Origin of the sequence: uncultured Methanobrevibacter sp. (assembly GCF_947169325.1) — an archaeon.
Taxonomy (GTDB): Archaea; Methanobacteriota; Methanobacteria; order Methanobacteriales; family Methanobacteriaceae; genus Methanocatella.
Window position 1 is genome coordinate 1 of record NZ_CAMVPN010000005.1, and the last position, 23,671, is coordinate 23,671.

24 protein-coding genes, 1 tRNA gene and 1 pseudogene are annotated in these 23,671 nt (G+C 36.7%); 17 read left to right on the top strand and 9 right to left on the bottom strand.

The window, feature by feature from the left end:
* Nucleotides 1-344, top strand: a pseudogene (locus Q0W26_RS01350) (ketol-acid reductoisomerase); the annotation flags it as partial.
* Nucleotides 345-407: 63 nt separating this feature from the next.
* A complete protein-coding gene (locus tag Q0W26_RS01355) occupies nt 408-1,412 on the top strand; it encodes a methanogenesis marker 12 protein (RefSeq protein WP_298521614.1) in 1,005 nt (334 codons plus the stop codon).
* Between the two features lie 4 nt (nt 1,413-1,416).
* Here Q0W26_RS01355 and Q0W26_RS01360 read toward each other — a convergent pair whose 3' ends face one another.
* Nucleotides 1,417-1,623 (bottom strand): LSM domain-containing protein, encoded by a 207-nt coding sequence (locus Q0W26_RS01360; RefSeq protein WP_298521615.1) that lies wholly within the window; start codon nt 1,621-1,623, stop codon nt 1,417-1,419.
* Nucleotides 1,624-1,698: 75 nt separating this feature from the next.
* Between Q0W26_RS01360 and Q0W26_RS01365 the strand changes: the two genes are divergently transcribed.
* Nucleotides 1,699-1,842 carry a hypothetical protein gene (locus Q0W26_RS01365; RefSeq protein WP_165814077.1) on the top strand — a complete coding sequence of 48 codons (144 nt, stop codon included), beginning with the start codon at nt 1,699-1,701 and terminating at the stop codon, nt 1,840-1,842.
* A gap of 5 nt (nt 1,843-1,847) precedes the next feature.
* Here Q0W26_RS01365 and surE read toward each other — a convergent pair whose 3' ends face one another.
* Entirely contained in the window at nt 1,848-2,624 is a 777-nt protein-coding gene (gene surE, locus Q0W26_RS01370) for a 5'/3'-nucleotidase SurE (protein ID WP_298521617.1), read from the bottom strand.
* 128 nt (nt 2,625-2,752) lie between these two features.
* Here surE and Q0W26_RS01375 point away from each other — a divergent pair, with 128 nt between their 5' ends.
* Entirely contained in the window at nt 2,753-3,655 is a 903-nt protein-coding gene (locus Q0W26_RS01375; protein WP_298521619.1) for a restriction endonuclease, read from the top strand.
* On the opposite strand, the gene Q0W26_RS01380 is transcribed toward Q0W26_RS01375, so the two are convergent.
* Together Q0W26_RS01380 and cfbB are read right to left on the bottom strand one after the other, a co-directional pair.
* The gene (locus tag Q0W26_RS01380; protein ID WP_298521620.1) at nt 3,641-4,702 is read right to left on the bottom strand and encodes an oligosaccharide repeat unit polymerase family protein; all 1,062 of its coding nucleotides are present in this window, start codon (nt 4,700-4,702) and stop codon (nt 3,641-3,643) included. The two genes, Q0W26_RS01375 and Q0W26_RS01380, sit on opposite strands and share 15 nt — an antisense overlap.
* A 1-nt stretch (nt 4,703) precedes the next feature.
* On the bottom strand, nt 4,704-6,053 hold the full coding sequence (gene cfbB / locus Q0W26_RS01385) for a Ni-sirohydrochlorin a,c-diamide synthase (protein ID WP_298521621.1): 1,350 nt from the start codon (nt 6,051-6,053) through the stop codon (nt 4,704-4,706).
* Between the two features lie 97 nt (nt 6,054-6,150).
* On the opposite strand from cfbB, the gene Q0W26_RS01390 reads away from it, so the two are divergent.
* From Q0W26_RS01390 to Q0W26_RS01400, 3 genes are all read left to right on the top strand, one after another.
* A complete protein-coding gene (locus tag Q0W26_RS01390) occupies nt 6,151-7,974 on the top strand; it encodes a threonine--tRNA ligase (protein ID WP_298521622.1) in 1,824 nt (607 codons plus the stop codon).
* Between the two features lie 66 nt (nt 7,975-8,040).
* Nucleotides 8,041-9,282 (top strand): bifunctional 5,6,7,8-tetrahydromethanopterin hydro-lyase/3-hexulose-6-phosphate synthase, encoded by a 1,242-nt coding sequence (locus Q0W26_RS01395; RefSeq protein ID WP_298521686.1) that lies wholly within the window; start codon nt 8,041-8,043, stop codon nt 9,280-9,282.
* A 52-nt stretch (nt 9,283-9,334) separates the two neighbouring features.
* On the top strand, nt 9,335-9,616 hold the full coding sequence (locus Q0W26_RS01400) for a zinc ribbon domain-containing protein (RefSeq protein WP_298521623.1): 282 nt from the start codon (nt 9,335-9,337) through the stop codon (nt 9,614-9,616).
* Here the strand turns inward: Q0W26_RS01400 and Q0W26_RS01405 are convergent.
* A complete protein-coding gene (locus Q0W26_RS01405; protein WP_298521625.1) occupies nt 9,613-10,467 on the bottom strand; it encodes a phosphoserine phosphatase in 855 nt (284 codons plus the stop codon). The genes Q0W26_RS01400 and Q0W26_RS01405 overlap by 4 nt on opposite strands.
* A 330-nt stretch (nt 10,468-10,797) precedes the next feature.
* Between Q0W26_RS01405 and Q0W26_RS01410 the strand changes: the two genes are divergently transcribed.
* From Q0W26_RS01410 to hisB, 6 genes are all read left to right on the top strand, one after another.
* Nucleotides 10,798-12,555: a hypothetical protein gene (locus Q0W26_RS01410; protein WP_298521627.1), complete on the top strand. Its 1,758-nt coding sequence runs from the start codon at nt 10,798-10,800 to the stop codon at nt 12,553-12,555.
* A 91-nt stretch (nt 12,556-12,646) separates the two neighbouring features.
* On the top strand, nt 12,647-13,231 hold the full coding sequence (locus tag Q0W26_RS01415) for a flavodoxin family protein (protein ID WP_298521629.1): 585 nt from the start codon (nt 12,647-12,649) through the stop codon (nt 13,229-13,231).
* Between the two features lie 48 nt (nt 13,232-13,279).
* The gene (locus tag Q0W26_RS01420) at nt 13,280-14,842 is read left to right on the top strand and encodes a flippase (RefSeq protein ID WP_298521631.1); all 1,563 of its coding nucleotides are present in this window, start codon (nt 13,280-13,282) and stop codon (nt 14,840-14,842) included.
* 64 nt (nt 14,843-14,906) lie between these two features.
* Nucleotides 14,907-15,599 (top strand): TOBE domain-containing protein, encoded by a 693-nt coding sequence (locus Q0W26_RS01425; RefSeq protein ID WP_298521633.1) that lies wholly within the window; start codon nt 14,907-14,909, stop codon nt 15,597-15,599.
* Between the two features lie 10 nt (nt 15,600-15,609).
* A complete protein-coding gene (locus Q0W26_RS01430) occupies nt 15,610-15,810 on the top strand; it encodes a 4Fe-4S binding protein (protein WP_342765320.1) in 201 nt (66 codons plus the stop codon).
* 39 nt (nt 15,811-15,849) lie between these two features.
* Entirely contained in the window at nt 15,850-16,428 is a 579-nt protein-coding gene (hisB, locus tag Q0W26_RS01435; RefSeq protein WP_298521635.1) for an imidazoleglycerol-phosphate dehydratase HisB, read from the top strand.
* A gap of 101 nt (nt 16,429-16,529) precedes the next feature.
* Here hisB and Q0W26_RS01440 read toward each other — a convergent pair whose 3' ends face one another.
* Both Q0W26_RS01440 and Q0W26_RS01445 read right to left on the bottom strand, forming a co-directional pair.
* Nucleotides 16,530-17,360, bottom strand: coding sequence for a F420-dependent methylenetetrahydromethanopterin dehydrogenase (locus Q0W26_RS01440; protein ID WP_292793136.1), 831 nt, complete (start codon nt 17,358-17,360; stop codon nt 16,530-16,532).
* 269 nt (nt 17,361-17,629) lie between these two features.
* Nucleotides 17,630-17,701, bottom strand: a tRNA-Val gene (locus Q0W26_RS01445).
* Between the two features lie 117 nt (nt 17,702-17,818).
* On the opposite strand from Q0W26_RS01445, the gene ilvE reads away from it, so the two are divergent.
* Together ilvE and uppP are read left to right on the top strand one after the other, a co-directional pair.
* Complete coding sequence (ilvE, locus tag Q0W26_RS01450) at nt 17,819-18,742, top strand: branched-chain-amino-acid transaminase (protein WP_298521637.1); 924 nt, start codon at nt 17,819-17,821, stop codon at nt 18,740-18,742.
* A 12-nt stretch (nt 18,743-18,754) separates the two neighbouring features.
* Entirely contained in the window at nt 18,755-19,588 is an 834-nt protein-coding gene (gene uppP / locus Q0W26_RS01455) for an undecaprenyl-diphosphatase UppP (protein WP_298521638.1), read from the top strand.
* Between the two features lie 31 nt (nt 19,589-19,619).
* On the opposite strand, the gene cobT is transcribed toward uppP, so the two are convergent.
* The gene (cobT, locus tag Q0W26_RS01460) at nt 19,620-20,687 is read right to left on the bottom strand and encodes a nicotinate mononucleotide-dependent phosphoribosyltransferase CobT (RefSeq protein WP_298521639.1); all 1,068 of its coding nucleotides are present in this window, start codon (nt 20,685-20,687) and stop codon (nt 19,620-19,622) included.
* On the bottom strand, nt 20,680-21,186 hold the full coding sequence (locus Q0W26_RS01465) for a hypothetical protein (protein WP_298521640.1): 507 nt from the start codon (nt 21,184-21,186) through the stop codon (nt 20,680-20,682). Before Q0W26_RS01465 ends, cobT begins: the two co-directional genes overlap by 8 nt.
* Nucleotides 21,187-21,264: 78 nt before the next feature.
* Between Q0W26_RS01465 and Q0W26_RS01470 the strand changes: the two genes are divergently transcribed.
* Together Q0W26_RS01470 and Q0W26_RS01475 are read left to right on the top strand one after the other, a co-directional pair.
* Entirely contained in the window at nt 21,265-22,863 is a 1,599-nt protein-coding gene (locus Q0W26_RS01470) for a bifunctional N(6)-L-threonylcarbamoyladenine synthase/serine/threonine protein kinase (protein WP_298521641.1), read from the top strand.
* A gap of 240 nt (nt 22,864-23,103) precedes the next feature.
* Nucleotides 23,104-23,655, top strand: coding sequence for an XTP/dITP diphosphatase (locus Q0W26_RS01475; RefSeq protein WP_298521642.1), 552 nt, complete (start codon nt 23,104-23,106; stop codon nt 23,653-23,655).
* The last annotated feature ends 16 nt before the right edge of the window (nt 23,656-23,671 follow it).

Consider the following 23,671-nt stretch of genomic DNA (forward strand, 5'->3'; position numbering starts at 1 on the left):
GTTACCAACCTGAAATCGCTTACTTTGAAACCTGTCACGAAGTAAAACTCATCGTCGATTTGATTTACGAAAAAGGTTTTGCTGGAATGTGGCATGATGTAAGTAACACTGCAGAATTCGGTGGTTTAACAAGAGGTAAAAGAATAATCACTGATGAAGCAAAAGAAGGTATGAAAGAAACTTTAAAACAAATCCAGGATGGAACCTTTAAAAAAGAATGGGCTGACGAAAACGCTACTGATGGAGCTAACTTAAAAGAAATGAGGGCAGCCGAAGGTAGAAAAGAAATTGAAATTGTTGGTGAAAGATTAAGAAAAGCTTGTGGATTACAAAAAGACGATTAAGTCTTTTTAATCCTTTTTTTACTATTTTTTTTATTCAAATTATTTTTTTACAGTGTGGTAATTGTGGTATTTATTGGTATGGACCATGGAACTACTGGAATCTCTTTTTGCATAATGTCTGATGAGGGCGATGTTATCGATGTTTTCAAGATAGGAAGAGAGGAAAGCAAGAAAGGTCTGGTTTCTGCAGCTGAAGAGCTTGAAAAACGTGTTGATTTTAATGATGTCAAACTGATGGCCATTACTTATGCAATGGGGGACGGAATTAGTAAGATCCTGCCGACCGATAAGGTCAAGGACAGGGGAATTCTCTCAATCAACGGTGCAGGTAAGGTGACTGGCGGGGGAACATCAGTGTTCGGTGAACTTGAACAGCTGGACATTGATTCAATAATGATTCCTGGCCTTCACAAGGATTCAACATCATTGAATGAAATGTTCAGGGCAGCATATTCCCATCAGGCAAGCCCGGAAAAGGTAAGCATTTCCTACAATGCGATAAAGGAAACTGGATGGTCCAATTTTATAGTGGCGGACATTTCATCAAACAGTGTGGACATCCTGATAGAGGATGGAAAAATAAAAGGGGCAATGGATGCATGCGTCGGCGCAATGGGTGTTGTTCATGGACCTATTGACTTGGAAATGATTAGAAATATCGATGAGAATGATGCATCAGCAAACGATTGCTTTTCACATGCTGGCGCTATAAAAATAGCTGGAATTGATGGAAAGGTAGCCAACATGAAAGACCAGCTTCTTGAAAACTATAGAAACGGTGATGAGAAAGCCAAATTGGCAATTGATACATTAATCATGACTGTAGCTATGGAAATAGCAGGTCTTGATGTCGTATGTGAAAATGAAATTGAAGGAATTGTCCTGACAGGTTCAATCGGATCTGCAACAGAACCGTTTAACTTTTCAGATGAAATCAACAGGTATTTCAAAAACAGATATGAATTGAAAGTCATTTCAAAAGATTCCGGAGCTATCGGTGCAGCTCAAATAGCGATGGATGTTTATAATGGTAAAAAAGAGATTTTAGGCATAGAAGTTGATATTTAAACTTCTATTTATCTTCTTTTACACTAATGAATATTATATTTCCTCCTTTAATGGTTTCAAGACCATTTTCATTTTCAAGGACTAAGTTTAAGTAATTATCAATTGCGATTATTTTTCCTTCGCTTTGGTAATTTCCTCTTAAATCGACAGTTACATATTTATTTTTAAATTGTGCAAATAGTTTGTTTACATCATTTTTTTCAAAACTCATTTTTTCAAATCCTTGAATATTCTACATAAATATTGATGTTTCAACTTTAAATACTTTAATGTTCATAATAATATCATGGCAATTAATCAATTAGAAAGTAATTTAGAGGCTATTACTCGTACAATAGCGCAATTAAAGAAAGATGGATGCACTGATGAAAAGATTTTAAACGAGCTCAGAGAAGAAAGGGAAAAAATACTTAAAGACTTAAACTTATAAGTATTTTACTTTATCCATTCCTTTAATAAACTCATATCACCGGTCAAATCAATTGTAAGTGGTGTTATTGTAGTTTTTTGTGCTCGACGTAATTCGTAACCATCACTGCCGGGTTCATCCAAATCATATGGTTCACCGCCAATCCAGTAATATGGTTTTCCGCGTGGATCCATGCGTATATCTATGACTGGAGTGTACATTCTTTTTCCCAGATGTACAACTTCAAATTCTTCATTTATGGGATTTGCCGGAATATTGACATTCAACAAATCGATTCCTTCAGGCAAACCTTTTTTTAATACTATTTTTGATAATTTTTTAAGCATTTTACCTGCAAAATCAAAGTCTATCTCGTTTTCCCCGTTTTCGAATTTGATATCGTCCCTTGTCACTTCCTGTGATATGGCTATTGTTGGGATTCCAAAGCTTGCAGCTTCAAGTGCCGCTCCAAGGGTTCCTGATGTTGTCAGCTCGGCCTGTCCTATGTTATATCCTGTGTTTATTCCAGATATCATCAAATCCGGGTGTTTGTCGAGTATTTCAAACAATCCGATTGTTACCGCATCGGTCGGTGTGCCGCTTACGCCATAGCCCTTACTTCCGTCTCTTAAAGTATGTTCATTGACTCTCAGTGGTTCATATAATGTTAATGCATGCCCTATTCCGCTCTGCTGTAGTTCTGGAGCCACTACATATGTATCACATAAATCATCAACTGCCTTTTTTGCAGCAAGTATTCCTGAAGCTGTGATTCCATCATCATTACATATTAACGCTTTCATATATTTATTTGGGTATTACTTTGTTAAAATAATTTTAGGTTTCAACCAGATATAAAAAACTTTAATAATAATTTCAATTATAAAATATAATATTAATATTTGATGAAAAAACACATGCGGGTGGAAACTTGGAAAAACCACAATTGATTAATTTTATAGCAAAAGTAATGGAGGACTCCGGTTTTAAGGTTTACAAGAACTTTAAAACATCTCAAAAAGTCATTGACATATATGCTGTCTTGCCTACAACAATTGGGGACTTTGGTGTAGTTGTAGCATGTAAAAATTATGACAAGGACTTTGAGATTGGAGTGGATGTTTTAAAAGAGATGGAAGATGTTCAACAGAGTATTAAGGCATCTAAGGTAACGATTGTATCTTCTTCATACTTCTCCAATCAAGCAAAGAACTATGCTCTTAGGAAGAATATCAAATTGGTTGATAGGGATAATTTAATTGAGCTTGCAAAGCGTTACCAAGACAGAACATCTCAAACCACTTTGGATAATACTCCTTATGACGGTGGAGCTTCCGCTTATATCGAGGAAGAATATCCTGGATATGAGGAATACGACGCTTCGGATATGGAATATCTTATGCAGAGGCGTGAAGCATATCCAAACGTTTATAAGAGTTCTCTATACAGGCAGAGTGATGAGCCAAGGTCCAATCCTATATCTTCCCTTTTAAATAGGAACATTCCATCCATAGGCAGGTCATCTCAAACAAATCTTTATAACTATAATGCCCCTAGCAGAAATTCAAATTATGAACCATTATTATTCAAATTAATCAATAACCCTATTGTTTTAATTGTTTTAGTTGTAGCAATTTCTTACGCTCTTGCATTCGTGTTCGGTAATCTTTTAGGTATGGATGCCGGAATCTGTGGTTTGATTGAGATGGTTGTAGCATTGCTACTGTCTTATGGTTTGTCCTTATACACAGAAAGAAACAGTGACTTTGTAATTAAAGGAACATTCGTATTCTTTATTTCACTGATCATTTTAATTATATTAATTTTTGTTTAAGTTAATATAATTAAAATTTATTATTATTAAAACAAAACCTATTAGGTACAAAAACCAAATCATAATGTCTGTTGGCCCAGTTTCTATCCAAATCAATGTGTGTGTTAATATTATAGAATAGATGCCAACACCAATTCCTTTTTTTAGCTTATCCATTATTCCTAGAAATATTCCCATTGCCAGCATCTGAACAGCAAGCCCGATAAAACCAAAATCAAGCATTACCGGTCCGAATAGTGTGGATGTTAGACAAACGCTGTAATGCAGAACGTATTCTCCAACGAAAGTTCTCGGACTTCCTGAAGAGAATATCATGCTTAGGATGTGTCCGTGTGTAGTGCCGCTTAACGGAAGGATTCTCTCAAAGACCTCCAGGGTAAATGCGGCCCTGTAAAAAATCAGTTCCAGGGGATTCAATGTCCAGTTCTGGGATGCGATTGACTGTGAGGCGATGTATCCCACCGCCATCACTCCGGCAACTATTGCAGCAATAAATATTATTCCCATTTTCCTTGAAATCTTGTCCAGGTAATAAAGGGTAATGAATGAGCTTCCTAAAATCCCTAAAACTGATGTCCTGTATCCGTTAAGTCCGAATATCAATGCTCCAAGAAGCACCAGCAATAAATATTTCTTATCGTAGTGTTTTGCAAGCAGCACATTGATCATAATTAAAAATAGGGGATAGGCAACTCTCCAGATGTTTGTAGTTGCATTTGACTTCAATACGCTGTTGAAAAGAGGAATTCCTCCAATCAATAACAGATTCATGGTCTGTAGGATTAATGCAATCAAAATGAGAATAATGACCAGCTTTTCAGATAGAAAATTGATTTCCTTGATGTCGCTGACGTTGATTTTAAACTTTGCAATGACGAGTCCGATTACAAATACCAGACATGCGAAGAGTATTGTTACAATCACTTCCAAATCCAGGGAATCTTCAAATCTGTAGTTGAATGAACCGATATAGCCCATCGCCAGAAATGCAAGTATTGCAACCACCAGTATTGACGGCTGGAAAAAGTCGATTTTTTTTAAATCCATATTATCCTTGAAGTTCTAGTGAAGATATTGTGAGATTGCCTCCAAAGTTAGGCATTGCGGCAACATGGGTGTGAACATAGCTTGCAAGGGTATTCCTTTCCATGAAACCGTCCTGGTTATTGTATGATCCTTTTCCTCTTAAGATATTGAATGCCATATCATGTTTAAGGTCATTAACGATTACCTTTGAGTAATGGAACTCATGGCCGTTGAACTTTTCGCCTTTTTTGGAGATGATGTTGTCCTGGGTAACTTCAGCGATTGTATATTTCAGCGCCTGAACCCTGTCTGTGAGAACTGACTGGTAAGGGTATACATTGACGACTTTGTCTTCATGGATGGAATTCATAAGATACATTAGACCGCCGCATTCGGCAAATATTGGTCTGTCATCCAAATGGAACTGCTTGATGTCTTTAAGCATTTTTTCATTTTCCGACAGCTGTTTTGAAAAGAGTTCGGGATATCCTCCGCCGATGTACAGTCCGTCCACGTCAGGCAAACCTTCATCCTTTAAAGGGGAAAAGTACTCTATTTTTGCATTGTTTGCTTCTAAAGATTCGATGTTTTCCTTATAATAAAAATTAAAGACTTCATCAAATGCCACTCCGATTTTCACTGGCTGCTTGTTAAGCTTATTCCAGATTGGAACGATATCCGATGTTATTTTAGGCGCCTCTTTAGCAATTTCAACCAGCCTGTCCAAATCAATTGAATTTTTAATGACTTCAGACCAGAGGTCAATGAATTTCAGTGAGTTTTCCCTTTCTACAGCGGGAACAAGGCCTAAATGCCTTTGCTCTATGGAAATGTTGTCGTCCCTTATTATTCCGCCGATGACTTCGGTTTTTGTAAGCTCTTCAATGGATTTTTTGGTCTTTTCATAGTGGGCCTTATTTTTCACCTTGTTTAAGATGACTCCTGCAATGTTTATTTCAGGGTCCAATGCCTTAAAGCCCAAAACCAGTGCGGCAGCACTTTTAACCAAGCTTCGAGAATTGATAATTAAAATAACAGGAGTATTTAAGGATTTTGCAACGGATGCGGTACTGCCGATATCATTGATGGAGTCTATTCCTTCATAAAGGCCTCTTACACCTTCAATTATTGCTATGTCCTTGCCTTCCATACCTTTTAGGAATGAGTCTCTGACCTGTCCCTCTTTCATAAAGAATGAATCCAGGTTTCTGGAGGTATTTCCGGTAGCTAATGTATGATATGACGGATCGATATAATCCGGTCCAACCTTAAATGGCTGTACATTGTATTTTTCACTTAATGCTTTCATTATTCCGGTTGCAATTGTAGTTTTTCCAACTGCACTGCCGGTTCCTGCTAAAATAATTCTCATGATTAATACTTTGTAGTTGTTTTATATTAAATTTTTAGATTAGCTATTTTTATATAATATTAAAAATAAAATCTAAATCATAATATATGGTGGTTAAATGAGAATTTTACTAATTCATTCTGATTATTTAAATTACAATGTAAAGAATAAGACACCTGTAGCTGAAGAAATCGAGGATGCTAAAATGCAAGGTGCCTTCGATGAATCCTTAGTGGTATTTACAGCTGTCGAAAAAGAAGATGAAAATAATCCAGAAGGTATTGTTGAAAATTTAGTCAGTGAAGTTAAAAAAACCAATGATCAGGTCAAAGCTGAAAATATAGTGTTATATCCATATGCTCACTTGTCTTCATCATTAAGTTCTCCAAAAGTCGCTGTACAAATCCTAAAGGATGCGGAAGAGGCTTTGCTTGCTGAAAATTTCAACGTTAAAAGAGTACCTTTCGGATGGTACAAGGCATTTGAAATTTCCTGTAAAGGGCATCCGTTAAGTGAACTTTCAAGAACAATAACTGCTGAAAAACAGGAAGAAAAAGTGGAAAGGAAACCTTCAACCTGGCAGATTCTTGAAGGAGACAAAATCACACAAATCGAAGACTTCGAATTCAACAACAGAGCATTCAAGCAACTCGTTGACTATGAACTCGGTCAAGGTGCCTCTGATGAAGGCGAACCGCCTCACGTCAAACTGATGAGGGAAAAGGAAATCTGTGATTATGAACCTGCATCCGATGTCGGAAACCTCAGATGGTATCCTAAAGGAAAACTGATTAGGGATTTGCTTGCGGATTATGTTTATGACTTGACTGTCGAACGTGGAGCGATGCCTGTAGAAACTCCAATATTTTATGATTTAGACAATCAGGCAATTTATGAGCATGCATACAAATTCGGAGAAAGACAGTACAGAACAGACACCAAAAAGAAATTGATGCTCAGATTTGCAGCTTGCTTTGGTGCATTCAGATTAATGTCAGATTCCTATCTGACATGGAAAAACTTGCCTGCCAAAATCTTTGAATTGACCAGATACAGTTTCCGTTATGAGAAAAAAGGAGAAGTTGTCGGTCTTAAAAGATTAAGGGCGTTCACCATGCCGGATTGTCACTCATTCTGTTGTGACGTACCGTCATCCTTAGATGAATTTTCCGCCCAAACCGACATGTGCATGCAGACAGGTAAGGATTTGAATTTGGACTTTGAAGTAATTTTCAGGGCAACCCAGGACTTCTTTGATGACAATGAGGAATGGATGTATGAAATCGCCCGCAAATTCGAAAAACCTATTCTTTTGGAAATCCTACCTGAAAGACATCATTACTGGGTATGCAAAATCGATTTGGCCAACATTGACGCTTTAGGACGTCCAATTGAAAACCCTACTGTTCAAATCGATGTTGAAAGCGGTAAGAGATTTGGCATTACCTACCTCGGTGAAGACGGCAACCAGCACAACCCTACAATATTGCACACTTCCCCAACCGGAAGTATCGAAAGGGTTTTATGTGCTATGCTTGAAAAAACCGCATTGGAAATCAATGAAAGAGCTCCAATGTTGCCTACATGGTTAAGTCCGATTCAAGCAAGGATTCTTACTATAGGCGAAGCCCATAAGGAATTTGCAGAGGAACTGTATCAAAAAATCAATGCTTCAAACATTCGTGTCGATGTTGATGACAGGGATGAAAGCGTAGGTAAGAAAATCAGGAATGCATCCAAGGAATGGATTCCATACATTTTTGTCGTTGGAGACAAGGAAATGGAAACCGGCAAGTTCCAGGTTACCGTACGTGAAACCGGAGAGAAAGTCGACATGACAGTTGACGAATTGATTGCTGAAATCAATGGAAAATGCGAAGGAAAACCTTTCAGAAGATTGCCTTTACCTAAGGATATTTCAAGAAGGATTAACTTCCAATAATTATATTTATCAATAAAAATAAACTATTAAATGTTATATTATAACGGAGGAAATTTAATGGACCCAATGTATAGAATAGGAGAAGCTCTTATTGGAGACGGCCCTGAATTAGCACACGTTGATTTATTAATTGGTGATAAATTTGGACCGGTTGGTCAAGCTTTCGCTATTGGTTTGTCTAACCTTTCCGTAGGCCACACTCCTTTAACAAGTGTAATCAGACCTAACTTATTGACCAAGCCAGCTACTTTAATTATCCCTAAAGTAACTGTCGGTGATTTGGAAGATGCAAGTAAAATATTTGGACCTGCACAAACCGCTGTTGCAAGAGCGGTGGCTGATGCAGTAGAAGACGGATACATTCCAAAAGACATTGTCGAAGACATTGTGATTAATGCAAGTGTATTTATTGACCCATCTGCAAAAGATTTCAGAAAAATTTATCAATACAACTATGGAGCAACCAAATTAGCTATCAGAAGAGCAATGGAAGGTTACCCATCAATCGACAAAGTACTTGCAGAAAAAGATCGTGGAACTCACCCAATCATGGGATTCAAAGTCAAAAAACTTTGGTCACCACCATACTTACAAGTTGCACTTGACCTGGACAATGAAGCTGCTATGGAAAGAATTATCAACGATTTACCGGACAATGATAGGATTCTTCTCGAAGCCGGTACTCCACTCGTTAAAAAATTCGGTGTTGGAATTATCGGTAAAATCAGAGCATTACGTCCAGATGCATTCATCATTGCCGATTTGAAAACTTTAGATGTTGGTCGTGTTGAAGTTAAAATGGCAGCTGATGAAACCGCTGATGCAGTAGCTATTTCCGGTCTCGGTACTATTGAATCCATTGCTAAAGCTATTCACGAAACTCAAAAGCAAGGTATTTACTCAATCCTTGATATGATGAACGTTAAAGGATTTGAAGAAAAATTAGCTCAACTTCCTGATGATTTAAAACCAGACATTGTTTTATTACACAGAAACGTTGATATGGAATCCTACAGAGCAGAGCACGGTGAAGATACCAGTGACATGACCGAATGGGGTAATATTAAAGATATTAAAGCAACTCTCGGTGGAAAAGGTCTCATTGCCGTTGCTGGTGGAATCAAACCTAACAATGTTGAAGAAGCAATTGAAAAAGGTGCAAACATAATTATTGCAGGAAGATACATTATCGGTTCAAGAGATGTCAGAAGAGCTGCTCAAGACTTCTTGGAACATTTCGACCCAGATCCAGATAATATGAGACTTGCAATGGATGAAGATGAAAATATTGAAGTAAAAGACAAGTAAATTAGATTTTTTCTAATTTACAACTATTTTTTTTTAAAAAGGAGTTTTTATTATGGGATTTTGCAATTCATGTGGCAGACCAATTGTAAAAGAGGATTACGGAACAAATAAGGACGGAAGCCTTAATCCTGAATTTTGCAAAGACTGTTTTCAAGATGGTGAATACACAGAACCAGATATAACTCTAAATGAAATGATTGTAAGAAAAACAAAAGAAATGATGGAAAAGAATCCAAGATTGGCAGAAACACATGCTACCGGAATTACAACCATGTTCATTCCTGGATTAAAAAGATGGAATCCTGAATTTCAGGATGATTATAAAACCCTCTAGCTTCTGCTTTTTAACATGAATTCCCTGACTTTGTTGGCTATGAATTCATCACGAGTTTTTGAATTTTTAATATTATACAACTCTTCTTCTAATGCGTTGTATTTGTCAACCAAATCATTGTATTCAATGCGAAGGGAATCGTAATCTTTTTCTAAATCTTCATTAAGCTCATACATTTCAGCATAACTTGTTTTTGTATTGAGATTTTCTTGTTTTAGTTGATCGTATTTGCTGCTTACTTTATCGTAGCTTTCTTTAATAGAGGAATGTTCTTCTTTTAATGTGGAACATTTTGTTTTGAGGTTTTTGTTTTCTTCTTTGATGCTGGTGTATTTGGTTTTCAGGTTTTCGTTTTCGGTTTTTATGTTAACGAATTTTGTTTTGAGGTTTTCGTTTTCAATAATCAGTTTGGAATGCTTGTCCCTGATTAAATGGTTTTCCTCTTTTAAATCGTTAATGTTGTCTTCATGGAGGGTATTGAATTTGTTTTCCATTTCAGCCAAATCATTATCTTTTTGAGCAAGTTCCGCTTTTAATTGTTCAATTTCATTTTGAAATTCCAATGTGGATGGGTTTAAATTTTCTTCTAATTGCTTTTCCAATTTCTTCACTTCCTCAACATGTAAATAATTCGCTATTTTCAAAACCTGATTCTCTTCCTCTAAATTTTTAAAATTCTCAATTTCTCCTTGAGGTATGATGAGGACCTCTTCCTTGTTTTGGTAAATGTCTTCATGTTTAGGTACTGTGATTTGAATCTGCTCTGTGGTGTATTTTTTCCTCTCACCGTTTTTCAATGTTCTATTATATTCCCTTGAATATTTCTTTACAATACCTTTACCAACTTTCATAGTTAAATCCTCATTTTTATCTTTGTCTGTTTTTTATTATATATGTTACCTATAATATTGCTTCAACTTCCCTAAATTGTAATGTTTAGAAAGTTTTATTTTTTTCGTGTGAAAATCAAATGTGTTGCATATATTAACTTTGAAGTGTAAAGTTATACTTGTATAAATTTTTGTATGGCAGTGATAATTAGGTGAATATTGTTGCTGTATAAATGTTTATGGTGGTGATATGAACTAGTTAAAAATGCCGTATGAATCTTTATATATTAATTGTGGGGGTAAAAAAATATTAGAAAACTATTAGCTCCACTCTTGATTTGCATTTTTATAATGCTTTGCATAAGTGGAGTTTCTGCAGAAGAAATTGATGTTGATTCATCAGTTGTGGCTGATTGTCCTGTTTCTGCTGAATTAGATAATAGTTTATCTTCAAATGATGCTTCCTATAATGAATTGTCAAATTACGAATCCTATGACGCATCCGATTGTGAAGGATTTAAGCATTCCAGTGAGCCTTTAGATTCATCAAATCAGGTTTCTTATGAATCCTCAGATTCATTTGATTCTTATGGTCAAATGTCTTATGAGTCTTATGATTTGCCGGAATCTTACAATCACTGCATATATGTAGGATCATCTGATTGCTGCGATTTGCAGTCTTGCGAATCTCTCGATTTGGATGATTTCGGAGCAATTGATAATCATGATTCAATCGTATGTGAATCATTTGATGATGTGTACTGTATTGGAGAAATCGCTCCAATATTGGGCGTGGTTGATGATAATGTAATTGTAGATGATTGCAATATTTGTCCAGAAATTGATGATGTTGCAATTCCGCCGACGATTGGTTTGGATGAAATTTTAAAGTCGAAACTTGAGTCGTTAACTGGATATGATGAACTTGGAGTTGATCCGAATTCAAAGATATCAGAAGTTACTGGCGACAGGGAAGCTTCATTAAGTAATAATTTTAGTATTGATGTGAACCCTCAAGTAAATGATTTACTTAGGTTTGAAAATGAATGTGATGTTTTAGATATTTATGCACTTGATTTACAAGAAATTTCTGAGACTAGTGAGCCGGTATTCGATACTTTAATGACTTCAGGGTATGTTTCTTACAAAGAGGCGTATTTTGGAACAATATCCGACTCGGATAGGGAAATGTTGTTGAAATATATTGGTGCTGATGACTTAATTCTGTTCGCAAGTTCAGCTATTGAATGGAATTCTGGTGTAGCATTTGATATTCTAAAAAATGTAACACTTAATCAACAAATCGACGAAATTAATCTTGCTGGTTACAAAATTACTAAAGCATTGCTTAAGTATTGTCCTTTGACTGGTGAAATAGGTCTTTATTTTGTCAGTGAACGTGATAATGAAGATGAACAGGGTCATGTAATTAATGATACTAACTCTCATGGTTTGGATTATGCATATGTTAAACACGTAAATGTGATCTATAAAGATATGCCTAATTTAATGGTCTTAACTTTCTATGGTTGCGCTTCTATTGAAGAAACCGCAGAATCTTGGGACGGTTTAAATGACGTGCTGGGATACAGCGTGTCTAGCGAAACTTTATTGCCGGATCATAAAGCAATATGGACTCCATTATTGTTGTTATTACAACAAGATTTACAAGAATCTATTGTAAATAGTCATGCTGATGATAACAGGAATAAAACAATAAGTAAAGCTAAAACAAACGATACCAATAATACCAATTGCAGCAATAAGACCCATCATAAGGGATGGATTCATCATTGCAAGCATGGGAGACATAACAATAACGGGTATACACCATACTATTATGGTGGTTACACTCCAAGTTATGATGCTTATACAAGTAGTGTAGCAGTGAACAGTACTGATTTGAATAAAAAGAAACATGATAATTCAACTGACGATAAAAACAAATCAAGTAATGTTACCGCAACCTCTAAAAAAGGAAAATCTTCGGAAATTCCTAAAGCAGCAAAACCTGATAGTGAACCGACTTATACCCTTGTTTATGCGATTTTAGGTATTGTATTTGTTAGTGTTTTATTTAATTCAGGTTATATGAAACGTAATGACTAAAATTAGAAAGATTATTAACTTTTTAAGTTTTTAATCTTTTATTTTTATTTTTTTTAAAAGTATTTAACACTCTTTTTACAAAACTATCTTCATGAAAGTCTTTGGTATTTGCGCCAGTCCTAGAAACAATACTACAGAATATATCTTGAAAAATGCTTTAAATCAGCTTGAAGAAGATGGTTTCGATTGTAAAATATTCACCTGCCAAGCTAAGGATATTAAGCCGTGCATGCATTGCGATTACTGTTTGGAAAACAAGAAATGCATTATCGAAGACGACATGGCCGAAATATACGAAAATCTTAGGCAGGCAGACGGTATTATTCTTGCAACTCCCATTCAGAGCGGAGGAATTAGCAGCAACCTGTCAGCCATAATGGATAGGACCAGAGCCTTGGAGGCAATCGACTACAATCTGCTTCGTGGTAAGATTGGGATGAGCATTGCAGTTGGCGGAGACAGGACAGGTGGTCAGGATTTCGCTCATTTGAAAAATATAACTTATTTCATGATACACGGTATTATTCCAGTAAGCGGAGGGCCTTTCGGTTCCAATTTGGGAGCGTCCTTCTGGTCAAACGATTCATTGGATGATATTAAACGCGATGAGTATGGATGGGAGTCTTTAAACAGGACTTTGGTTGAATTCGAAAGTTTCTTAAATAAGTATATTTAAATATTAAAATCAATTTATATTATAATAATCTATTTTTAAAGGTATATTATGGCAAATAAGTTGGTTCGAGGTAGTTTGATAATTTTCATAGGAAATATTATTTTCCGTATTGGAGGTTATCTCTACCGTTTTTTAATGGCGATATTATTGGGCCCTACCAATTATGGTATCTTAGGAATGACATTACCGTTCCAGGGTATTTTTCAGACTTTAGCTGCTGGTGGGCTTCCTCCGGCTATTGCCAAATATGTTGCTGAGTATGAAGCCACAGGCGAGCACGACATGGCTCGAAAGACGATTTACACGGCATTGAAAATCATGGTATTTCTGGGAATATTTTTAGGGATACTGATGATTTTTGTCATTTCACCGATTATCGCAAATAATTTCCTGCATAAGCCCTATACTGTAATTCCACTGCAGATTGTTGGTTTGATTACTCCATTCAGTGTTATTGTCGGTGCATTCAGAGGCGCATTCCAGGGAGTGTATAAAATGGAATATATTGTATACACTCGTGCTGTAGAGCAACTGGGAATGATCTTATTTGCAACAGGATTTGTTTTAATTGGGCTTTCAACTCCTGGTGCATTATGGGGTACTGTCATTGGTTACTCCCTTGCGGCGGTATCTTCAATATACATATTTAAAGTTTACATGCCAAAATATATTCCAAAACCTAGCGATAATTTCGAATTCACATTTAGGGACGAGCTGAAATTGGCTGGAGTATTAATCAAATTCGCCATTCCGGTCATTATTACAGCCATTGCTGAAATGCTTATTTATAATATTTGTACTATTATCATGGGCAGATTTTTGTCAGATGCCAGTGTCGGATTTTTCGCCGCTGCGGATCCTATTTCCAGATTGCCTTTAATGATTTCTATTTCTGTTGCAACTACAATACTTCCGGCAACTTCAGAAGCGTTCAAGGTCAAAGACGTTAATGCTCTTCAGAAATATGTTGGAGAGTCTTATAAAATAGCGTTATTGTTTGTTGTTCCTATGTGTGTAGGTTTGGCGCTATTTTCCGTTCCTACTTTACGTTTACTTTATTTCAAGGACGCTGCTTATGTTGCAGGTGCATCCGCTCTTGCAATATTGGCCATTGGAATGACATTCTATTCCATATTTTCAATTTCCACAAGTATCGTTCAGGGAATCGGCAATCCTAGAATTCCTATGTATATCCTGATTTTCGGATCAATTGTCACTGGAATCTTAAGCTGGATTTTGGTGCCAACAATGGGTATTGCAGGCGGTGCTTTGGCAACCACCGTAGCCTGTTTTTTAATGATGATTCCATGTGTTTACTTTGCGTTGAAATTGACACAATCAAAACCGCCAATAGTATCAGTTGTTAAGATATTGATTGCTACTGCAATCATGGCTGTTGTCGGATTTGTCATTCCTAAAACCACCTTGTTTTTATTCCCGGGAATAATATTGTGCATGATAGTTTATTTCTTTGCATTGATTCTGGTTAAGTTTTTCACAAAAGATGATATTGAAACTTTCAGAGGATATGCTGCCAAATTCGGCCCTCTATCCAAAATTGTCAACAAGTTACTAGATTTTGTTGAAAGAATCGAGTTTCGAAATAAATAATTGAAAAGTTATTTAAGTTATAAACTATAAAAATTCAATTATCATTATATATTGGGGGATTATAATGGCTGATGTTAGTGCAGGTGTTGAATACAAAATCAATGTCGATGGCAATTCTTTCCTGTTGGACAGTAAAAAATACCAACTGTTAGAATCCATTTTAGACACTGGTTCTTTAACAGAAGCGGCAAAATACATCAAAGTTTCTTACAGAACCGCTCTGAACTATATTGAAAAAATAGAATCAACACTTAACGTAAAAATTGTGAATACTACAAAAGGGGGAAAAGGTGGTGGTGGTGGCACCACTCTTACTGAAGAAGGTTATTCTATTTTAAAGGAATGTAAGAAGATAAATGCAATCATGGAACTTCACAAAGACGTGAATGAGATTGAAGCTGAAATCATTGACATTAACGATGTCAAAGGTGTCATGACTATTAAAATGGAGGATTTCCAAATCAATGCTCCATTAAATAGAAAATATAAGCTTGGAGATAAGATTTTAGCATTAATAAGTTATGACAATATCTTTTTAATGTTGGAACCTCAGACATCAAGTATCCGTAATATTCTCAAAGGTAGAATTGTTGAGATGAAGCTCATCGGCGAGATAATACGCGTTAAAGTCAATGTCGGCGGAGTAATTTTATGTTCAGACATTACAGTTTCCGCTGAAAAGGAATTGAATCTCAACATTGGAAAAGAGGTCTTTGTTGGATTTAAGGCAATGTCTGTAGCTACTTTAAAATTATAAGGGTGATAATATGTTGCGAATTTTAGTTGATGAAGATAAATGTATAGCATGTGGTAACTGTGCAGAGATTTGTCCGAAGTCCGCTAAAATTTGGGAAATTACCAACGTTGCACGTATATTGGATTTGAGATATTGTCACGTTTGTACGCTATGTGCAATGGAATGTCCTACAAACTGCATTAAAATATTACGTCCTGGTGAAGATGAGTGAATGCTTGATGCTCAAATCAATTTAAAGATAGGTTAGATTATGACTAGAAATTCTATTGTTTCAAGAAAAACTTCAGAAACTGAAATTGATATAAAAATGAATCTTGATGGAAGTGGAAAGTACGATATTTCCACTGGAGTGAATTTTTTTAATCACATGCTGGAGTCTTTTTCAAAGCATAGTATGATTGATTTGGATATTCAGGCTATTGGTGATGTGGAAATAGATGATCACCACACTATTGAAGATGTTGGAATATTACTTGGCGAAGCTTTTAGCGAAGCTATAGGTGATAAAAAAGGAATTAAAAGAATGGCGCATGCTATTGTTCCTATGGATGAATCTGTAGCTACCGTTGCAATTGACATAAGCGGACGCAGCTATTGCAATATGAATCTCAATTTTAAAAACGAGAAAATTGGGGACATGACATCCGATATAGTCATTCACTTTTTCGAGTCATTTGCAGGCAGCGCCAAAATAAACATTTATGGTACTGTTGAAGGCGCTAATGATCATCACAAAGCTGAAGCTGTCTTTAAAGCATTTGCAAAATCTTTAAAGGAAGCTGTTAAAATAGAACATGACCAAATTCCTTCTACAAAAGGAGCTTTATAGCTAAATTGAATTTAGCTATTTTTTTATTATTCTTATTGTAAAAAATATATTACATTTTCATTTCAAAAAAAAGAAAAAAATGAAAGTAGCAAGAAAGCTACTTATTCTGGTTTTGAGATTAAGTCTGTTTTACAACCTGGGTTTCCTTCTTTCATGTGAGGGGTTCTTAAAACAGTATCATTTGCTTTTTCGATTTCTCTTGCTTCTTGTGCTAATTTAGCAGCACATGCAGCAATTTCGTGAGCAGCAGCTACTAATGGGATGAAGTTTTCGAAACCTTTGGTCATGAAACAACCTTTCATGTCTAAGTTTGCGACTGATCCAGCCATTTCGTATGCAGCAATAGCTTTTGCTTTTGCGTATGGGTTTGCGAATCCACCAGCTTCTGCAGCTTTTTCAGCAGTAATGATGAGTTTTGGTAATTCGATTTCTTCACCTGCGTCTGCTTGTGCAATTACAGCATCAATGGTTTTTTGAACTAATCTTAATGCTCCGGTTTCAGCTAATACTTTTAAGATGTCGGAGTTGAAGATAGCCATTTCAGTTGGGTCTAACCATTCTCTTTTTGCACCAATCATTGGGTCAGACATAACGATGATGTAACCGAGACCTTGTTCATCCATTTCATCTTTTTTACCTTTACCAGGTGCGTCACCAATGATAATAGCAGGAACGTCCTTTTCGGATAATAATTCTCTTGCTTTAGCTGGTCCAGGTGCTCCTGGGTTTGGGCTAATGAAGATTGCGAAGTCAGGTTCGAAAGCGTCTATTTTAGGTACAACGTCTTCTACTTGTTCTGGGTTCATTTTAGCTCCAGATCCAAAGGTTCTTACATCGATGTTTGGTCTGTCTGCTCTTTCGTCTAACAATAGGTCAATTACTGGTGAAGTACCAATATTACCACTTTTAATAATAGCAATTTTAACTACCATAATTAAGTCTCCTTTTTCGATAGTTATAATTTTAATTCAAAAACTATTTAAATTTTATTATTTATAATTTTTAATCATTGTATTATTTATTTCTATGAATATTGTTCATTATTTTAATTTAATTAATAAAATACTATACAATCAACTATATTTTTGAAGATTTGATAAGAAAAATAATTGAAAAAATTAGATATTTTTGTATTGATTTTGCCATATGAAAAGACGAAAAAATTTACAGTTCGTGAAATTTTTTTAAAAATAAGAAACAGTGGTTCCGACGAGATTCGAACTCGTGATCCCCTCCTTGTAAGGGAGGTATCATACCACTAGACCACGGAACCAACAAATATTATTATGAATTTACTATTATATATATGTTTCTATTATTGAAAATTTTAAGTTAATTTTATTAGTTATGAAAATATATTATCTATCATAAATGTAAATGATGTGATAAAATGGCATGGGACGATAAAGAAACTAAAGTTTGGATGGACGGAGAATTTGTTGAATGGAAAGATGCAAACATTTCAGTACTTTCTCACGTTGTTCACTACGGTACAAGTGTTTTTGAAGGAATTCGTGCATATGAAAACGAAAACGGCGTTGCTGTATTTCGTCTGAAAGAACATGTACAACGTTTATTTGACTCAGCAAAAATTTATAAGATTGACATTCCTTTCACACAAGAGGAAATTGAGGAAGCTATTTTGGAAACCCTTCGTGTAAATGACTTAGGGGCATGCTACATACGCCCAATCGTATTTAGAGGATACGGTGAATTAGGAGTAAATCCGTTAGGATGCCCTGTTAATGTGGCAATTGCCGCCTGGGAATGGGGATCATACTTAGGTGAAGAAGGAATGGCAAACGGTGTAGACATCGGTGTTTCATCATGGAGAAAACCTGCACCTGACACTTTCCCTGCACTTGCAAAATGTGGTGCAAACTACATGAACTCCCAATTGGCCAAACTCGAAGCAATTGAACATGGATACGATGAAGCTATTATGCTTGATTATGAAGGTCACGTTTCTGAAGGTAGTGGAGAAAACATATTCCTCGTAGAAGGTGAAAAATTATTCACCCCTGCAATGTCCTCTTCTAACCTCAAAGGTATCACAAGAGACTCCATCATGACTGTAGCTCGTGATTTAGGATATGAAGTTGTTGAAGAAGTCATTTCAAGGGAAAGATTGTACTCAGCCAACGAAGTGTTCTTCACAGGAACCGCCGCTGAAGTAACTCCAATCCGTTCAATTGACCACAGACAAATAGGCATAGGTAAAAGAGGACCTATTTCTGAAAAAATACAAAACGCTTTCTTTGACATTGTTGAAGCTAAAGTTGAAGATAAATACGGATGGTTAAGTTATATCTAAACGGTGTAAAATATGGATATATTTCAAGGAATTATTATCGGTATCGTTCAGGGATTAACTGAATTCCTGCCGGTTAGTAGTTCAGCACATTTGGTCTTCATCCAAAATATATTGGGTGTTGAAAGTTCTCTTGCTTTCGATACTTTTCTGCATTTGGGGTCATTGCTTGCGGTATTGTGGTTCTTTAGAGCAGACATCATCAAGATGATTTTATCATGGATTGACAGTGTCATGGACATTTTCCAAGGCAGATTCAAGGAAGGCTTCTACGATGATGCATATAAAAGGCTTGCATGGTACGTTATTATAGGCACTATCCCTGTCGCTTTGGTGGGTTTGCTTTTTGAAGACGCTGTGGATTCACTATTTGCAGGCGCCCTTTATGTTCCGGCTTTCTTTTTATTTGTAACTGGTACAATTCTGTATCTCTCTCAAAGAATGACAAGCGGTAATGTCAATCTCAAAAACATTTCTGCTAAGGAATCATTGTTTATGGGATTGGGTCAGGCCTGTGCAATCCTGCCTGGTCTTTCACGTTCAGGTACTACAATTGCTGCCGGTCTTGTAATAGGTCTTGATAAGGAGTTTGCAGCTAAATTCAGTTTCATATTGTCAATTCCTGCTATTTTAGGTGCATTTTTATTACAAGCTAAAGACATTGGCGGAGCAATGGATGCAAACTTTTTGCCTGTGATTTTAGGTTTCATTGCAGCATTCATTGCAGGATATGCGGCAATCAAATGGATGCTTGAATTAATTCAAAAAAGAAGTTTGGATATATTTGCCTACTACTGTTGGATAGTCGGCATCGTAGTATTTATAGGCTCAATAGCCCATTTATTCTAAAAAATAAGATTATAGAGATTTTTTTAAATCTCTATCCACATACTTTTTCTATTCTTTTTCTAAGTTTTTCAACGGAATTTCCTAAAACGAGTGCGGTATACATTGCGCCTCCGGCACCTGCACCTTCCTTGACAAATCCTTTCAAGTAATTTCTAAGTCCTTCGTGCTCGGATTCTTCGAATTTAGGGTCAACCACATTAACGGTAATTCCTTCGTCAATCTGCTTTAGTATTCCAAACAGATCTGCAGTTTCATCACCTGCCACAAACACTGTTGTAGACAGGTTGATTCTTGAAAAATCAAAGTTAGGCTGTATGGATTTGATTATTGCGCAGACTGCAGCCATTTGGGTTCCGCCTGCTAATATTATTGGGATTTCTGAGCCTAAGACTATTCCCGCCATGGCGGCTAAGGTAGGGTCTCCGACTGCACCGATGGCCTGCATCGCATCAATGTCATCCTCTTTAGGGTCAAGGCCAGCATTTCTTAATCCTTCATCAACGCATTTTGTTTTCATGTCATGGGGATTGTGTGGCATGCTGCCGCTAACCTTTTCGTTGGCGTCATATCCAAGCGCTCTCAATACTCCGAGGGCGGTTGTAGTTCCTGCAGCGATACTTTCACCGATTATGAGCATTTCATGTCTTCTTGACAGTTCCGCGCCCAAATCCTTTGCGTTTTCAAATATTTCCAATGGATTTAAAACTCCTTTTCCAGTTCTAATGTCCCTTCCATAGTCTTTTCCAAGATTGACATATTCGACATCAGGTTTGATTTTGGAACCTGCATCGACAATGACGAATGGGATATTTGCAAGTTGAAGTGCAGCTTTTGTAAGCCTTGCAGGAGTAGGCGCTGCAGCATCTCCGACTACAGTTTCGGCTGGGGCTTCACAGCATCTCACTTCACCTAATATCATGAATTCAGCATCTGAAGCTGGGGTGTATTCTGTAAGGTCTGCTGAAGGTCCTGCGCCTGAAATTCCATCTATTAATGAAGTTTCTGTTGTTCCAATGGTAAGTAGAAATACCGGATCTTCACATGCCTGTAACTTTTTGGTCAGTTCATCTGATCCGTAAGTTTTGATTCCTTCAATCATCTTCCCCACCCTGCTTTTTCAACAAATCTATGATGATTTTATTCTGATTAATGATTTTTTTATTCTGGAGCATGATTTTCTTTAGCATTTCAATTTCCGGAAGTTCATTGTCAGTTTGAAATGTCTGTCCGTCTCTTGCTCTTGGAGGAATCCTGATTTGGTCTTTTGGAGGAAGCTTGTCCGCTTCTTGTTCAGGCATCTTCGGAATCACTCCCTTTGATGCGCTGTCCTCTCTGGATACGAAGTCCACGTATCTGTGAGTAACCTTGTTTTTGCTTCTCTCATCCAGCAATTCCATCATTCTGTCGTCCACTGCATCAACACCTTGGATCTGTTCCATTTCCACTTCATGAATTAATCTTTTTTGAATGTTGTATGCATTGTAGATAGGTATTCCTCTTGTATTGCATTCGTTTTTGAACATGTCGTGGATGTTGATGTCTCCAGTCAATTGTTTAACCCTTTTCTGTTCGGGGGTATTTGCACTATAAAATCCCATATTTTCACTTATGTTTTTTAAATTAAAAAAATATTTTTATATTTCATGATAAATAATACTAATTAATTAAATTTTTCAGTGATTATCTTGATAAGTTTGGGAATAGAAGGAACTGCGGAAAAGACAGGTGTGGGCATTGTTGACAGTGATGGAAATATTCTGGCTATGGCTGGAAAACAGCTGTTTCCAGAAGAAGGTGGAATCCATCCTAGAATCGCTGCCGAACACCATGCTGAATGGATTCCTAAACTGATTCCTGAAGCGGTTTCTCAAGCTGGAATTTCATACGATGACATTGATTTGATCTCATTTTCACAGGGTCCGGGACTCGGTCCTGCACTGAGGATTGTTGCAACTTCAGCCAGAACTCTGTCATTATCCTTAAAAAAGCCAATCATTGGAGTAAACCATTGCATAGGTCATGTTGAAGTCGGAAAGCTTGACACCGGTGCGGTGAATCCGGTATCCCTTTATGTCAGTGGCGGAAACAGCCAAGTCATTGCATATGAAAGCGGAAGGTATAGGATTTTCGGTGAAACTTTAGATATTGCCATTGGAAACTGCCTTGACCATTTCGGACGTGAAACCGGACTGGGACATCCCGGCGGACCGGTAATCGAAAAATTGGCCAAAAAGGGTTCTTATATTGATTTGCCGTATGTTGTAAAGGGCATGGACTTCTCTTTTTCAGGTCTGTTGTCAGCCGCATTAAGGGAAGCAGAAAAGGGCACACCAATGGAGGACATCTGCTATTCGCTTCAGGAAACTGCCTTTTCAATGCTTGTGGAAGTAACCGAAAGGGCACTGTCACACACCCAAAAGGACGAGGTGATGCTGTGCGGTGGCGTTTCTGCCAATTCAAGATTAAGGGAAATGCTTAAGACAATGTCTGAAGAGCACGGCGCCAAATTCTACATGCCTGAAATGAAGCTATGCGGTGACAATGGTGTCATGATTGCATGGCTGGGCTTGTTGATGTGCAAAGAGTTCGGACCGATTGAATTGTCCGAAACAGGCATAATCCAAAGGTTCAGAACCGATGAGGTTGACATTCCATGGATTGACAACACCAAAAGCTATCTGGAATTGGGTGATGAGTTTATAGCCAAAGGTGCAGAATCAAACATTGTTAAAGCAGAATATTTGGGCGAAAAGGCAGTTTTGAAGGACCGTATTGTTAAAAATTACAGGATTCCTGAAATCGACAATAAGATTAGAAAATCCCGATGTAGGCTGGAAGCTAGGCTTCTAAGCGATGCCAAAAGAGTGGGTGTTGTGACTCCGGTATTGTACGACGTTAATCTGGAGGATAAATCAATCTTAATGGAAGAAATCGATGGAGTGATGGTCAAGGATGTCATTGACGATGACTTGGCTTTCAGAATCGGTGAAGAGATTTCAAAGCTTCACAGCGGAGATATAATTCACGGTGACATTACCACTTCAAATATCATGCTTAGAGATGATCAGCTGGTGTTCATAGATTTCGGTCTTGGAAGACATTCGCAACTTGGTGAGGACAAGGCGGTTGATTTGCTTGTCCTGAAGAAGGCATTGCAAAGCATAGATTATAATCTTGCTGTTAAATACTTTGATTTGGTTTTAAAAGGTTATGGCAACGAATCAATTGCAAAAACAATTTCCGACATCGAGTCCCGTGGAAGATATACTCACTAATTTTACTTTTGAATGATGCCAATCTTTGAAAATTAAAAAGGAAGAATTAACATTTTTAAAATAATTGATCATGTCTGATTTCAATGTTAATTTTCATGACTCATATCGACCCATAATTTTGGGTTACTTTAATTGTATTAACTGTCAATCATGTGTCAATTTTTTTGACACACCAACCCATTTTCATTGACACTTGCATTATCCAAAATTATAATAAAAATCACCGTTATATTTAAAAATATGATAACATTTATAACTGGTAACGAACATAAAGTAGAAGAAGCAGAGAATATTTTCAAAGATTATGACATTAACTTAAGGCATGTTGATTTAGGCTACATGGAACCTCAGGGAACTCTTGAGGAAGTGGCCATATTCGGTGCAAAATATGCCTGTCATGAACTTGACTGTCCTGTGATTGTAGAAGACGCTGGTTTGTTCATCAGAGCTTTGAATGATTTTCCGGGAACATATTCGCATTATGTTCAGGATACCATTGGAAATCAGGGTATTTTAAAGCTATTGAAAGATACTGATGACCGTTATGCCGAATTCAGGTCAGTTATTGGGTATTGCGCCCCCAATTCTGAGCCCAAGACTTTTTTAGGCAAGGTCGTAGGAGAAATCGCAGTTGAGGAAAGGGGAGATTTAGGATTTGCCTTTGATCCTTTGTTTTATGTTCCTAGTGAAGGTAAGACATTTGGAGAACTTACAACTGAAGAGAAAAACCAGTTTTCACATAGAAAAAATTCATTGAAGAAATTCATAGAATGGTATTCCAGTCAAGACTAACATTATTTTTCTGCTT